Raw genomic sequence first — 15,271 nt, forward strand, 5'->3', positions numbered from 1 at the left:
AAATTTTGATAAAAATTGCAATGATAGAAGATGATTTAGAATTAGCTAGTGTTCTATGTCAATATTTAAAGCAATTTAATATAGAAGTTACCAATTATGAAGAGCCATTTTTGGCTCTTTCTGCTTTAAAAATAAATAAATATGATTTAATAATTTTAGATTTAACACTTCCTGGAATGGATGGATTAGATGTTTGTAAAATAATTGTAAAAGATTTTGATATTCCAATAATTATTTCAAGTGCAAGAAGTGATATAACAGATAAAGTAACTGCACTTAAAATGGGAGCAGATGATTATTTACCAAAACCTTATGATCCAAGAGAGTTGGAGGTTCGAATAAAAACAATTTTACGAAGATTTAATCACTCAAATAACCAAGAAGATGATAATAAAAATAAAATATTTATTTTGAATGAAGAGAAAAAAGAGATAACTAAAAATGGCAAATATCTAAAACTAACAGCAGCTGAGTTTGAAGTTTTATCACTTTTGATAAAAAGAGAAGGTTTTGTAATAAGTAGAGAAGATATTTTTGAAAATTCTGATATATTAAACCAAGATTATGAAAGTTCAGGTTCACTTGCAGTTATAATAAATAGAATTAGACATAAAATTGAAGATAATATAAAAGAACCTCAATTTTTGCATACAATTAGAGGAATGGGATACAAATTTATACAATGAATAGACAATCAATATTTTTTACAATTACAGTTAGTTTTATAATATCAATACTTTTGGTAGTGGTTAGTTTTTTAATTCTTTTAACACATAATTACAAAACTCAAGAAAATCAACTTTTAGATAAATATGTTTATGTTTCTAAAATGGTAAACAAACAAGATTTTAGATTTTCAGAGACTTTTATAAAAAATCTAGAAGATATAAATTATAAACTTATTTTTGAAAAATCACAAATAAATGCAATTACATATAATCCAAAAACAAAAGTTTTAGTAGAAAGAGTTCATCCAAAACATAATGACATTTTTAGAGTTTTAAATCTAGATGATGTAAATTATGTTTACATAAAAAAAAGAGGTGAAACTATTTTAATAAAAGATGAAGACACTTCACATAATGATACTTCAATTTATATTATTTTAGTTTTTGCTATTTTGTTTATTACTATTGTTTTAGTTTATTTAATAACTTTACGAAAATTAATGCCTTTAAAAATATTAAAAGATAAAGTTAAAACTTTAGGTGATGAAAATTTTGATTTTGAATGTTGTAATACAAAAGGAAAAGATGAGGTTTCATTATTAGCAGTTGAATTTAAAAAATCAGCAGAAAAATTGAAAAATTTAAAAGAAGCTAGAAATATTTTTATTAGAAATATTATGCATGAGTTAAAAACACCAATTACAAAAGGAAAATTTTTAACTTCTCTAGCGCAAAATGAAGAAAATAATGAAAAATTAAAATCAGTTTTTAATAGATTGGAATCTTTAATAAACGAGTTTGCTTCAATAGAAGAGTTAATCTCTTCAAATAAAAATATTGACAAAAAATTCTATTTTTTAGATGATATTATTGATAATGCAAAAGATATTTTGATGATTGAAGATGAACATGTGATTTCAAAATATGAAAATAAAAAGTTAGAAGTGAATTTTAAATTATTTTCAATAGCTGTTAAAAATTTAATTGATAATGCAATTAAATATTCACCAAATAAAGAAGTAATAATAAAAACAGAAGATGAAAATATAATTTTTGAAAATTTAGGATTAGAGCTTGAAGCTCCCTTTGAAAAATATTTTGAGCCATTTTTCTCAAATGAAGATAAATCAAAAGACTCTTTTGGTTTAGGTTTGTATATAGTTCATAATATATTAAAAGCAAATGGATATATTTTAGAATATGAATATAAAAATGAAACAAATAGATTTATTTGTAAAAAGGATGAAACATTTACGATATAGCAATAATTGGAGCAGGTGCAAGTGCTTTAATGCTTGCTTCAAATTTAGATAAAAAAAAGTATAAAAATATCTGTCTAATTGATACAAATACAAAATTAGCACCAAAAATAAAAGTTTCAGGTGGAGCTAAATGTAATATTACAAATGAGTTAGTAAGTAAAAAAAATTATTTAGGAGATAGAGATTTTGTAGAAAAATTATTAAATAAATTTTCAAAAAATGATTTATTAGCCTTTTTAAATAAAAATCAAGTTTTCCCAAAAATAAATCCAAAAATTGTAAAAGGGACATATTTTTGTGATTCAAGTCAAGATGTTATCGATATGTTTACAAAAATAACAAGCCATGTAAAAAAATATCTAGGAACAACTGTTTTAGATGTTGATTTTGAAAAGCATTATAAAATCAAAACAGATACAAAAATAATTGAAGCAAAAAAGTTAGTAGTTGCAAGTGGAGGTTTGTCGTATGCTAGTTTAGGAGCTAGTTCTATAGCTTTTGATATAGCAAAAAAATTTGGACATACTATAGAAAAACTTGAACCTGCACTTGTAGGATTTACGGTTCAAAAAGAACAATTTTGGTTTAAAAATTTAGCTGGTATTTCGATGATTGTTAATTCTTTTGTAGATGAAAAAAGTTTTGAAGGTTCACTTTTATTTGCCCATAAGGGATGTTCAGGTCCTGTTATTTTAACTACATCTTTATATTGGAAAAAAGGCAAAATCGCACTTGATTTTTTACCAAAACAAAAAATAGAGAAGTTTTTAGTTGGTAATAAAAATATTTCAACAGCAATTCCTCTTCCTAAAAGATTTATTCAAGAGTTTTTACAAAGTATTGAACTTGAAGATAAAAAAGTTTCTATTTTAAGTAGTGAGGAAAAAGAGAAATTAAAATTATTGAAATATTATGAATTCTCTCCTGCAGGAAATTTTGGTTATACAAAAGCAGAAGTTACAAAAGGTGGTGTAAATACTGATGAAATCAATCATAATAGTTTTGAAAGTTTAAAACAAAAAGATTTGTATTTTATAGGAGAGTGCTTAAATATCACAGGAGAATTAGGTGGTTTTAATTTTCAAATTGTTTTTAGTCAAGCTTATGTTTGTGCGCAGCAACTAAATAGCAATTAAAAGTTATTTTTAGTAAATATTTATTCATTTTTGGTTATTATCTTATATCATTCACCATTAATTGAGGTTATAAAATGTTTTTTGGAAATAAGCACTTAGAAGAAAAAGTTATCCTTTTAGAAAAAGAGATTGAAGAATTAAAAAAACAGTTAAATTCTAAAGACTCTTTAATTGAACAAATAGAATCAAATCATTCAAAAGAAATAGATAGTTTAAAAAATGAAGAGAAAAATAAACTACAACTTTTCAAAGAAATAGCAGCTTTTTCTCAAGAAGAAGGATTAGTTGTATTTGATGAAAACAACAAAGTTTTTTTTACAAATAAACTAGCAGGAGCTAATGTAAAAGATTTTTCTGTTGTCTTAGAAGCTGTTTTAGGAAATAGTAATAGATTAGTTTTAGAAGATTGCGAAGCAAATATTGAAATTAAAACATATAACCAATATAAAATAGTTTCTTTAAGAAAAACATCAATTCACGATAATAAAGATGGTGGTTTATTATCAAGACATAACAAAAATATGACGAGATCTCTTGATACTACTCAAAAAACTTATTTATCATTACTTGATGAATTACAAGAGATGTCAAAAGAGTCAAAAGAGACAGCAAGTGGTTCAACTGAAGGTTTATCTCTTATAACTGAAATTGTTGCAGATACAAATGAACTTCATAAAGAAATAGAATTAGAAAATGAAGTTGTTAATTTACTAGTTGCAAAAAGTAAAGATATTGCACAAGTTATCAATATAATTCAAGAAATAGCTTTCCAAACAAATATTTTATCTTTAAACGCGGCAGTTGAAGCTGCAACTGCAGGAGAAGCAGGAAGAGGTTTTGCTGTTGTTGCTCAAGAAGTGAGAAATTTAGCAAGTAGAAGTGCTGAAGCTGCAAAACAGATAAAAGATGTAGTAACTTCAATTCAAAATGAAACGCAAAAAATTAAAAATAGTTCAGAAGCTGTTTCAGGTGTAGTAAATGAAACAAAATCAAGAATAGATATTTTAAGTAAATTGATGAATACTTTCCAAAAAAATGCAAATAGATCAGTATATGAAGTTGAAAGTATTTCAAATAAAATATTTATAAATTTAGCAAAATTAGATCACGTGATTTATAAAAATAATGTTTATCAACTAATTTTCGGAGGAGAACATAATTTTAAAGCTGTTGATCATCATAATTGTAGACTTGGAAAATGGTACGATACAGGATTAGGAAAAGAACAGTTTAGTTTTGTGCCTTCTTATAAAGGTTTAGAAAAACATCATCATATTGTTCATCATGAAGCAAATATTTTAGCAAAAGAGTGTTCAGGACATAGTGTTTCTTGTTCAAAACAATTAATTGAAGATAAAATAGAATTAGTAGAACAAGCAAGTGAACAAGTATTTATTTACTTAGATAGAATTTTAGAAGAGAAAAATGAGGCTGTTATGAAAGATGCAGCAAAAAGATTATTTGATGGAGAAGTAAAATGAGTAAAAAATATTCTATAGCAATAGTTGATGATGAAACAGAAATTTTGAATGTATTAAGTAGATTTTTGACAAGAAATCCAAATTTTTCAGTAAATACATATTCAAATCCAGTTTCAGCAGTAGCGTCTGTTGATAATAGTAAGTATGACTTAATACTATTAGATATTATGATGCCCCAAATGAATGGTTTGGAAGCTTTAGAAAAAATAAAGTCAAAAAATCCCGAACAAAAAGTTATTATGATGACAGCTTATTCAACATTGGATAAGGTTTTGAAATCTCATAAAGAGGGTGCAACAAATTATGTAATGAAACCTTTTGATTCATTACAACTTTTAGAAAAAAAGATAATAGAAGTTCTTGAGTCAAAATAAATGGAGAAAAAAAGCCTAAATATTAGGTATTTTATCTATTTTGTAATATCTTTAGCTTTTATTGTAGTTTTTCTGAATTTTTTAAAAGAGAGAGAATTTAAATACTTTTTATTGGATTATGAAAAAAAAGTTCAAAAAGAGTATTTAGAAACTTTTGAACACTATAAAAACATTTCAGAACTTATTTATTTTAATGAATTTATTAAAAATTCAAATCTTATTAATATTTTAAAAGAGTTAGAAAGCAAAGATAAAGAATCTATAACAAATGAACTATTAGTAAATTTTGAAGATAGTTTTACTTTTTATAAAACTTTAGAGTTAGAAGAAACAACTATCTATTCTTCTCAAAATCAACTTGTTTTAAGTACAAATGAAGAACCAAAAGATAATTTCATTTCAAAAATTGTTAATAAAGTAATAACTTTTAAAAAAGATATTATTGAATATGAGATTGATGAAAAAAATGTATATTTGATATTTTCAAAACCAATTTTTGATGAAAAACTAAATTTTCTAGCGGTTATAAATCTAAAATTTAATTTTGATTCTTTAATAAACCATCTTGAAAAAAATAGTGACTTTAGGTTTAGAAAAATTGTTTCAAATGATTTTTCTTTAGATGAAAGCTTTTTTTTAAATATGACATCTCAAAATAGAAATAAATTAGTAGTTGATTTAAATAGACAAGTTGATGTTTCACTTATTTTAAAAGAAAAATTGATTGAATTTCCTTTGATTTTTAGAACTTTGTTTTATTCAGACTTTTATAAAAATAGTATTTATTTACTCTCTTATGATTTAACACAGGATAATCAAATTGAAAAAATAGATATGTTTTTTGATTATATAATGCTTTTTTTAATACTTATTTTGATTATTATATATTATTTATTTTATAAAATAAATAATTTTAAAATGCAAAAAGAGTTTTTGGATAAAGAGTATGAAGAATTATTTGAACAAATTGATAATTATATTTTAAAAGTTGAAACAGATTTAGAAGGAAATATTACTTTTGTTACAAAGAATTTTTGTAAAATATCTGGATATACAAAAGAAGAGTTAATTGGTAAAAATATAAATATTTTAAAACATCCAGATGTTTCAGATAAATTTTTTGAGAAACTTTGGAGTGATTTGCAAGATAAAAAGATTTGGGAAGGAGAGATTAAAAATCAAGATAAATATGGAAATTCATATTGGATAAAAGCTATTATCTTCCCTAAATATGATATCAATAAACAAATAATTGGTTATAACTCTATTAGAATAAACATTACAGATACAAAACAATTACAGAAAATAAATAGGCTTTTAAAAGAGGATTTATCAAATAAATTAAATGAAATAAAAGTAAAAGATAAGACATTAGTTGATTCAACAAAAGTTCATTTAATGTCAAAAATTTTGGATTCTTTATCTCATCAATGGAAAATTCCAATTTCAAAAATTTCATTTGAACTTCAAAAATTACATAAATTTAATCAAACAGATATTGAAAATAATATTGATTTAGAATTGAAAAATTTATCAAATATGTTAAATGAAATAAAATATCTTTTTAGTACAAGAAATAGTGAAAAAACAAATCTTTTATCAGTTGTTAGTGAATCAATATTTAATTTAAAAGAAGAGTTAGACAAAAGTGGTATACGAGTAAAATTTGATATTAAACCTGAAATTTATACAACAATTCCATTTAATGAAATAAAAAATATTATTTTAAATATATTAAAAAACTCTTTAGAACAAGCAAATATGAATAAATCTGAAAATGTTTTAATTTATATTATGGCAATCGATGAAAAAATTGATGGAAATAGTGATGTTGTAATTAAAATAGAAGATAATATAAAAGGGGAAAACAAAAGAGATTTTATAAATGAGATTTTAAGTGCAACTGATGATAAGTATTTTGATACTTATTTGTATTTATCAAAACTATTTATAGAAAAAAATGGTGGACTTTTTTGGTGTGATAATACTATTTATAATACAAGTTATTATATAAAATTAAATAAGCAAGATTCAAAATGAAAGTCTCATTTTATATAAAACTTTTTATTGCATTTGTGATATTTGCTATTTTATTACTTGGTTTTTCATCTTTTGCTTTTAACAATTTTTATACTTTTCATAATGAAAAAAAACATAAAGAACAAAACTATAATATTTTAAATCATCAAGAAGATATATTCAAAACTTATTTGAAAAATTATGATGAAAAGCTTTGGTTATTAAAAAATACTCTTTCAAATTTTAAAGATGAAGAAAAAAAGATTGAATTTTTAAAAATCTTTTTAAAAGAAGATAAAAATATTAAACTATTTAAAATAGTATCTTTAGATGCAAATGAAAAGTTAAAAATAGAAAAACAAAATGATGATATAAATATTTATAAACCTAATCAATTGAAGAGAATATTTACATCTTCATATTATAAAGATATTAGAGTTTTAAAAAATAGAGAAATTCTTCATTATATCTCTTCTTCTTCAACAATAAAATTTATTCTAAGAAACGAAGATAGTTTTTATATATTAAAAATAGATTTAAAAGAGATATTTTCAAAAATATATAATAATTTTTCTATAAAAACAGTTGTTTTTGATAGTAGTGAAAAATTAAATAAAGACTCTTTTTATAAAGAGATTTTTATAAATGAAAAACAATATTATACTTTTGTTTTGCAAGATATTTTAACAAATAAAGATAATTATATAAAAGATTATTATGAATCTGTAATAGTTATAGGCTTTTGTATGGCTTTAGTTTTATCTTTATTATTTAGTGAACCAATTGCAAAATTGAATAAAAAAGTTGAAGAAGAGAATAAAAAACTAGATTTAGATATTAAGCAAAATTTTTTAGAACTAAATGAAAATCAACGAGTAATAGATAAACATATAATGTTTGTAAGACTTGATAAAAATTATATGATAATTGATTCAAGTGAAGCTTTTTGTTATTTTTTAGGATTTTCAAAAGGTGAATTAATAGGACATAGCTACGAAATTTTGATTCATAAAGATATGAAAATAAAAGAGAGAATCAAAATTTTAAAATATCTTAAAAATAAAAAATCATATATAGCAGAAATAAAAGGAAATAAAAAAGATGGTGAAGTATTTTGGATTAATCTTTTTATTGAAGCTATTTTTGAAAAAGAGCAAATAGTTGGATATACAATAATTTGTACAGATATTACAAATAAAAAAAAGATTGAAGAATTATACATAGATTTAAATAATCAAGTAGAACAAGATAATGCTATTTTTGAAAGTGTAAATAGTGGAATTGCTTTGATAAATTTAGAAGGTGAGTTTATTAAATCAAATAAGACTTTCAATAAATTTTTAGGTTATGAAAATAGTGAGCTTCTTCAAATGAATTGTATAGATATTATAAATCCCGATTCAAAAAATCTTTTAAAGAAGATTTTAAAAGAGGTAGAAGATATAGGAAATATTTTAAATTTAGAGAAAATATTTATAAGAAAAGATGGAACGCCTATTCATCTTGAATTATCTTTGAGTCTTTTATCAGATCATAAACATCTTGTTTTTGTAGTAAATTCTTTGGAAGATAAAAGAAAATTACAAGAGTTAAATCAACATCTAGAAGAAAAAATAAATCAAGAAGTAGAAAAAAGTATCCAAAAAGATAAACTTCATCAACAAGAACAGATAAAAAATGCAAAATTAACCTCAATCGGTTCTCTTGCTGCTGGAATTGCTCACGAAATTAATACTCCACTTACATATATAAAAGGAAATCTTGAATTAATGTCCTATGATATTATGGATTTACCAAAAAGTGAAATTCAAGAAAGAATGAAATTTGATAGTGAAAAGATGAAAGAGGGAATTAATAGAATTGCAAATATTGTTGAATCAATGAGAGAAATGTCTCAAAGTAGTAAAGAGGTAAAAGAGAGTATAAATATTTATGCGACTTTGATTACTTCATTAACAATGGCATATAATCGTTCAAGACAGGTTGCAAAAATATTTTTAAATGATAAGCTTTTTGATATAGATTCTATAAATAAAAATGAGTTTGTATTTTGTAGTAAAGTTCAAAAACAAAGAATTGAACAGGTTTGGATTATTGTGATAAATAATGCTTTAGATGAATTAGTAAAAATTGATGATTATGAAAAAAGAGCTTTAAATATAATTTTATTTGAAGAAGAAAATGAAATTGTAATAAAATTTAAAGATAGTGCAGGTGGAATAAAACAAGAGATTCTTGAAGATATTTTTGAGCCTTTTATTTCATCAAAAGAGCATAGTGGTATGGGTGTTGGATTAAATATTGCTAAAAAAATAGTTGATGAACAAGAAGGAATAATTAAAGCTTATAATGAAGATTTAGGTGCAGTTTTTGAAATAAGATTAAAAAAATGTGAAGAAGAATAAAAGTTTATTTTTATACAATTAGAAAAAAATTAAATAAAGAAGATAGATGAGAATAGGATTTATAGGCGATATTGTAGGACGACCTGGAAGAAAAATAATAAAAGAAAATTTAATAAAAATCAAAAATGAATATGAAATTGATTTTATAATTGCCAATGGTGAAAATGCAAGTCATGGTTTTGGTTTAACAATTGAAGGTTCAAAAGAGCTTTTAAAAAGTGGAATAGATTTAATAACAGGTGGAAATCATAGTTTTGATAAGAAAAAAGATATGATGGTTTTACTTGAAACTTCTAATGTTTTAAGACCTGATAATTATCCTGAAGGTTTGATTGGAAGTGGGATTAAAATCTGTGAGATTGAAACACAAAATGGGATAGAGAAATTAGCAGTTATAAATCTAATGGGAATTTATGGTATGCCAACTGTTGAAAATCCTTTTAATTGGGCTAAAAAATTAGTTTCAAATCTTCATGAACAAAATATAAAAAATATTTTTATAGATTTTCATGCAGAAGCAACAAGTGAAAAAAGAATAATGCTAATGATGTTTAAAAACCAAGTAAGTGCAATTTGTGGAACACATACTCATGTGGGAACAGATGATTTGCAAATTTTTGAAAACACTGCATATTTAACTGATATTGGCTTAACAGGATGTAGAGATAATGTAATAGGAATGGATTCAAAAGTTCCTATTCAAAAAGTTACTACAGGACTTGGAGGACATTTTGAAGTTCCAAATTCCTGCAAATCAATTTTACAAATGATGGTTGTTGATATAGATGATGGTAAAGCTTCAAGTGCTTTTAAAATAAAAAAATATTGTCATAATCCTAAGATTTTTGTAACGGAAGCCTTTATTGATTAACATTTAAACTATACGGAATTAATAAATATTACGATAAAATAAATGAACTATATAATTACAAAATCCAAAGGTTTAATTGATGATTATAATTCCACAAACAAAAGGTGGCGTAGGTAAATCTACTGTTGCTATGCAAGTAATTGCACCATATTTGTATAAAAAACATGGCAAAAAGATTACATATATTGAAATTGATGATGAAAATAATGACTCAAGATCATTCACAAGAACAGAAATCGTAAATAAAAAAATGTTAGGAACAAATAGATTAACAGAACTTGATGAATTAATCTTAATGGATGATAATCATGAGGTTATTGTTGATGTTGGTGGTAATAAAACTTCATCTTTGGTACTTGATGAGATTAAAAAAGTAGGTTCTTTTGGAAATGTTAAGTGGATTATTCCTTTAGGTGATGGTGAACTTGATGGGAAAAATGCAATTGCTACTATGAAAAAAATTAGAAAAATAGAAAAAAATCCAGAAGATAATATAATTTTTGCTTTAAATAGAGCTATCTCTATGGATGAAGATTATTATAATGAACAATTTATAAACTTTTTTGGACATAAATACCTTGATTCAAACTCTGTAATTTGTGATTTTGTAAAAGAACCAAAATATTTTCCTGTAAAAAATGACAAAGTCATAACTATGAGTAGATACCTAGGTTCAACAGTTTGGGAAATGGCTTATAATAATACAGATTTTGCGGCAAAAGCTATTCAAGCAAAAGAGGTTGGAGATATTGAAAGTGCTAGAAAATATCTATTTTTTAGAAGAATTCAAACAGAAGCAAAAGATTATGTTTTAAATACTTTAAATAAAATATTTTGTGATTTAGATAGATGGATTGAAATTAAAAAATGAGTGATATGAGCTTTAAACAAGCAAAAGAGCTTGTTGAAAGAATGGAGTTTTCTGAAATTGCTTTACGAAAAGCAGTTGATAATTTGGAAAAATCATCACAAAATTTTGAAATAACTTTAAAACACCAAGAAGATATTATAAATAAACTTCCTTATGCAGATAAAAAATTGTCATATATGTATATTGCTATTGCTGTTAATATAGGGCTTATTGTTGGATTATTAATAGGAAAATATCTTTTATAAAATAAGAAAATTAGGAAAAATAAAAATGGAAAAACAACAAAAAATTGTATCAATGTTCAATGATATTGCAGGAACTTATGATGTTGCAAATAGAGTTTTATCAATGGGGATTGATAAATCTTGGAGAAATAAAGCTTGTAATAAAACTTTTGAACTATATGGTCAAAAATCTATAGAAAAAATAGTTGATGTTGCTTGTGGAACAGGAGATATGATTTTATTTTGGGAAAAAGTAGCTAATGAAAATTCTATTGAAATAAAAAACATTATTGGAATAGACCCAAGTGTTGGAATGATGGAAGTAGGAAAAAAGAAACTTCCTCACGTTGAATTTATAGAAGCAGGAGCAGCTTCAATGCCTCTTGAAAGTGAATCTACTGATATAATTTCTATCTCTTATGGAATTAGAAATGTAGTTCAAAGACAAGAAGCATTTTATGAATTTGCAAGAGTTTTAAAAAAAGATGGATTAGTTGTAATAAATGAATTTACAAAAAATAAAAAAGAGAAATTACTTGACCATTTAACAGATTTTTATATGAATAAAATTTTACCAGTTTTAGGTGGATTGATTTCGAAAAATAAAGAGGCTTATACATATTTACCAAATTCAATTGATGAATTTTTAACAACTGAAAATTTGTGTAAAGAGTTAAAAAAAGCTGGTCTTGAGCCAATTCATGTAAAAGCTTTTTCTATGAATATATCAACTTTAATAATCGCTAAAAAATTATAGTTTTTTAGCACTAATTAATATGAATAAACCAATATCTGTATCAACACTTAATGTTCAAATTAAATCTCTTTTAGAAACTACTTTTATTCAAGTTTATGTGGAGGGTGAAATTTCGAATATTACACATCATAGTTCAGGACATATATATTTCTCAATAAAAGATGAGAGTTCAACCCTTTCTTGTGTAATGTTTAAAGGAAATACAAAATATTTGAAATTTCAACTTGAAAATGGTTTGAAAGTTGTAATTACTGGAAATATTACAGTTTATGCACCAAGGGGAAATTATCAACTTTTATGTAATAAAATTGAACCTTCAGGTCAAGGAGCATTAGCATTTGCATTTGAGCAATTAAAAAATAAACTTGAAGCAAAAGGGTATTTTGATGGTAATTATAAACAACCACTTCCTAAATATCCTAAAAAAATTGTTTTAGTTACTTCACCTACTGGTGCTGCTATTGAAGATATGAAAAAAGTTGCAAGTCATAGATGGCCTTTGACTAAATTTATTTTAGTTCCTACTTTAGTTCAAGGGGAAGGAGCTGCTTTTGATATTGTAAATTCTATAAAATATGCAGATAAATTAGCTTGTGATATTATGATTGTTGGACGTGGTGGCGGGAGTATTGAAGATTTATGGGCATTTAATGAAGAAATAGTTGCTAATGCAATACATGAAGCAAAAACGCCAATAATTTCAGCAGTAGGGCACGAAATTGATTATATGATTTCTGATTTTGTGGCTGATATAAGAGCTGCAACTCCATCAAATGCAATTGAAATAGCATTACCTGATATAAATGAACATAGAATTTATTTAGATTCTTTGGTAAATGAGTATAGTAATCGAATGAAAAGTATACTTTTTAATAAAGAACAAGAACTTTTAAATATGAAAAGATTGTTTGAGCAAAATTCAATAGAAACAAAATTTAGATTTATTCAAACAGAGATAAATCTTTTAAAATCATCTTTTAAAACAGATTTATCACAAAAAATTTTAAGTTCTCAAAATGAGTTGATTTTATTAAAAAATAGTATGAAAAATAGTTTTTCAGCATTTTTACTAAAAACACAAAATCAAGTTGATTTATTAAAATCAAATTTTGAATTAAATCATCCAAACAAAAAAGATAAAAATGGCTTTGTACAAATCTCTAAGAATAATAAAATAATTTCTTTAGAAGAGTTACAAATAGGAGATAAAATAGAGTTGCAAACACCAAAATATATTGCTAGCTGTACTTTAAATAGCTTAGAACAACAATAGAGTTTAAGTTTAGTGTAGGTAGAATAATAAAAAATTAGCAAAACAAAAAGAGTTAAATTAAAAGGATAATTTATGGAAAGCAGTGACAATAAAGTTATAGATTACGCAAATACAAGTGAGTTTATGACATTTGAATTAGGTGCAATGAAATATGCTATAGAATTACCTAAAATAAGAGAAATATTGACATATCCTGATAATATTACTCCTCTTCCTAATACTTCAAAATGGGTTAAAGGACTGATAAATTTAAGAGGAGAAGTTGTTCCAATTTTAGATATTAGAATCAAGTTTAACACAGGTCCAGGAACTTATGATGAGAATACTTCAGTAATTGCAGTAATCACTGAAGATAAAAGAATGATAGGAATAATTGTTGATTTAGTTGATGATGTTCAAAGATTAGATACAAGTGTATTAGCACCTGTTTCTGAAATGGGTTCTGCAATTCCTGCTAAATACTTAAAAGGCTATGTAAGATTAGATAATAATCAAATGCTTGTTGTTATGGATATAGAACGAGTTGTAGCAAAAGAAGAGTTAAAAGATTAAGAATTAATTTTTATGAGTATAGATAAAAATTTATTAAAAAGATTAACTTTATTATATGTAGAAGATGATGATACTATTAGAGGTGAATTAACTGACTTGTTAGGTAATTTTTTCAAAAAAGTATTTTCATCAAAAGATGGTAAAGAAGGTCTTAGAACTTTTTTAGAGAATGAAGATGAAATTAATATCATATTAACAGATATAAATATGCCTGTTTTAAATGGTATTGAAATGATTAGAAAAATTCGTGGAGTAAATGAAAAAGTTCCAATAATATTTGCAACAGCTTATTCAGATAATGAATTTTTGGCTGAAGCCATAAAATTAAAAGTAAGAGAATATATAGTAAAACCTATTGATATTAGAAATTTACTCTCTTTAATGAATGAAATAGCATCAAAATTGTATCAAGAGTTTTTATTAAAACAACAACAAGATGAACTTTCAAAATATAAAGAGATTCTTGATAGTAATAATATTGTTATAAAAACAGATATTCATCTTAACATTACTTATGTAAATGAACTTTTTTGTCAAATTTCAGGATTTCAAAAAGATGAATTAATTGGTAAAGAGTTTAAATATCTTAAATATCCAGATGTTGCCAATGATATTTATACAAATTTATATGCAAATGTATTAAATAATAAATCTTGGCAAGGTAAATTAAAAAATATTAAAAAAGATGGCACTTTTTATAACACTGATGCTTATGTTATACCTACCTTAGATGATACAGGAGAGATGACAGGTGCTATTTCTATTCAAAAAGATATCACGGAAGAATTAAATAAAAAAAGAGAAATTCAATTAGCTTTAATGAAAGAAAAAAGTGATATTTATATAAGAAGTAAAGAGGGTAGTTTAGAACAAAACTTAATAATAAATGATTTAAAAAATAGGCTTGAGATTGCGCAAATAGAGTTAGAACAAGCTATGAAAAATTTAGATAAATATATTTATAGTAATGAAAAATATAGATTAGAAAATAAGAATTTGAAAACAGAAATTGGTTTATATAAGAAAAATTCTAATACAAATATAGCTTTTAAACTATCAAAAGAGAATAGTGATTTAAGATTAGAAGTTAAGAAATTAAAAGAAAAATTGACATCATTAGAACAAAATGATGAAAAAAGATTTATACAATTAAAAATTAATTATGAAGAAAAAATCACAGAACTTGAAGAAAAAATAGCAGAATTAACAGAACAGTTAGATTCTGTACAATCTGATGATGTTCTTTTACAAAAACTTGAATATTGGAAAGATAAAGCTAAAGAAGAGACACAAAGATTAGAAAATCTTGAGAAACAAATAATTTCTTTTGCTGATAAAAATCTTTTAAGTAAGATTTTTGGTTAAATAAATCAAGATT

At 24.1% G+C, this 15,271-nt stretch carries 14 protein-coding genes and 1 pseudogene; all 15 read left to right on the plus strand.

Features of this window, described 5'->3' with window-relative positions:
* Nucleotides 1-5 precede the first annotated feature (5 nt).
* The 15 genes and pseudogenes from AAQM_RS02375 (at nt 6) to AAQM_RS02440 (ending at nt 15,258) form a co-directional block, all read left to right on the plus strand.
* Nucleotides 6-686, plus strand: a complete 681-nt coding sequence (locus tag AAQM_RS02375; protein ID WP_129094310.1) for a response regulator transcription factor — start codon at nt 6-8, stop codon at nt 684-686.
* A complete protein-coding gene (locus tag AAQM_RS02380; RefSeq protein WP_129094309.1) occupies nt 683-1,930 on the plus strand; it encodes an ArsS family sensor histidine kinase in 1,248 nt (415 codons plus the stop codon). Before AAQM_RS02375 ends, AAQM_RS02380 begins: the two co-directional genes overlap by 4 nt.
* 29 nt (nt 1,931-1,959) lie before the next feature.
* The gene (locus AAQM_RS02385; RefSeq protein ID WP_206731540.1) at nt 1,960-3,066 is read left to right on the plus strand and encodes an aminoacetone oxidase family FAD-binding enzyme; all 1,107 of its coding nucleotides are present in this window, start codon (nt 1,960-1,962) and stop codon (nt 3,064-3,066) included.
* Between the two features lie 584 nt (nt 3,067-3,650).
* Nucleotides 3,651-4,127: pseudogene (locus AAQM_RS12830) on the plus strand (methyl-accepting chemotaxis protein); the annotation flags it as partial.
* A gap of 48 nt (nt 4,128-4,175) precedes the next feature.
* Nucleotides 4,176-4,547: a CZB domain-containing protein gene (locus tag AAQM_RS12835; protein ID WP_228254493.1), complete on the plus strand. Its 372-nt coding sequence runs from the start codon at nt 4,176-4,178 to the stop codon at nt 4,545-4,547.
* Nucleotides 4,544-4,921, plus strand: coding sequence for a response regulator (locus AAQM_RS02395; protein WP_129094306.1), 378 nt, complete (start codon nt 4,544-4,546; stop codon nt 4,919-4,921). Before AAQM_RS12835 ends, AAQM_RS02395 begins: the two co-directional genes overlap by 4 nt.
* Nucleotides 4,922-6,961 carry a PAS domain-containing protein gene (locus AAQM_RS02400; RefSeq protein ID WP_129094305.1) on the plus strand — a complete coding sequence of 680 codons (2,040 nt, stop codon included), beginning with the start codon at nt 4,922-4,924 and terminating at the stop codon, nt 6,959-6,961.
* Entirely contained in the window at nt 6,958-9,345 is a 2,388-nt protein-coding gene (locus tag AAQM_RS02405; RefSeq protein WP_171920640.1) for a PAS domain-containing sensor histidine kinase, read from the plus strand. Before AAQM_RS02400 ends, AAQM_RS02405 begins: the two co-directional genes overlap by 4 nt.
* 46 nt (nt 9,346-9,391) lie before the next feature.
* Entirely contained in the window at nt 9,392-10,216 is an 825-nt protein-coding gene (locus AAQM_RS02410; RefSeq protein WP_129094150.1) for a TIGR00282 family metallophosphoesterase, read from the plus strand.
* 79 nt (nt 10,217-10,295) lie between these two features.
* Nucleotides 10,296-11,087, plus strand: a complete 792-nt coding sequence (locus tag AAQM_RS02415) for a P-loop NTPase family protein (protein ID WP_128985378.1) — start codon at nt 10,296-10,298, stop codon at nt 11,085-11,087.
* Nucleotides 11,084-11,332 carry a hypothetical protein gene (locus AAQM_RS02420; protein ID WP_129094151.1) on the plus strand — a complete coding sequence of 83 codons (249 nt, stop codon included), beginning with the start codon at nt 11,084-11,086 and terminating at the stop codon, nt 11,330-11,332. The genes AAQM_RS02415 and AAQM_RS02420 overlap by 4 nt, the downstream gene beginning before the upstream one ends.
* Nucleotides 11,333-11,357: 25 nt before the next feature.
* Nucleotides 11,358-12,068: a bifunctional demethylmenaquinone methyltransferase/2-methoxy-6-polyprenyl-1,4-benzoquinol methylase UbiE gene (ubiE, locus tag AAQM_RS02425; RefSeq protein ID WP_129094152.1), complete on the plus strand. Its 711-nt coding sequence runs from the start codon at nt 11,358-11,360 to the stop codon at nt 12,066-12,068.
* Nucleotides 12,069-12,087: 19 nt separating this feature from the next.
* Nucleotides 12,088-13,341, plus strand: a complete 1,254-nt coding sequence (xseA, locus tag AAQM_RS02430) for an exodeoxyribonuclease VII large subunit (RefSeq protein ID WP_129094153.1) — start codon at nt 12,088-12,090, stop codon at nt 13,339-13,341.
* 72 nt (nt 13,342-13,413) lie between these two features.
* Complete coding sequence (locus tag AAQM_RS02435; RefSeq protein WP_128985382.1) at nt 13,414-13,893, plus strand: chemotaxis protein CheW; 480 nt, start codon at nt 13,414-13,416, stop codon at nt 13,891-13,893.
* A gap of 12 nt (nt 13,894-13,905) precedes the next feature.
* A complete protein-coding gene (locus AAQM_RS02440; RefSeq protein ID WP_129094154.1) occupies nt 13,906-15,258 on the plus strand; it encodes a response regulator in 1,353 nt (450 codons plus the stop codon).
* The last annotated feature ends 13 nt before the right edge of the window (nt 15,259-15,271 follow it).

It is taken from the genome of Arcobacter aquimarinus, assembly GCF_013177635.1.
Taxonomy (GTDB): Bacteria; Campylobacterota; Campylobacteria; order Campylobacterales; family Arcobacteraceae; genus Aliarcobacter; species Aliarcobacter aquimarinus.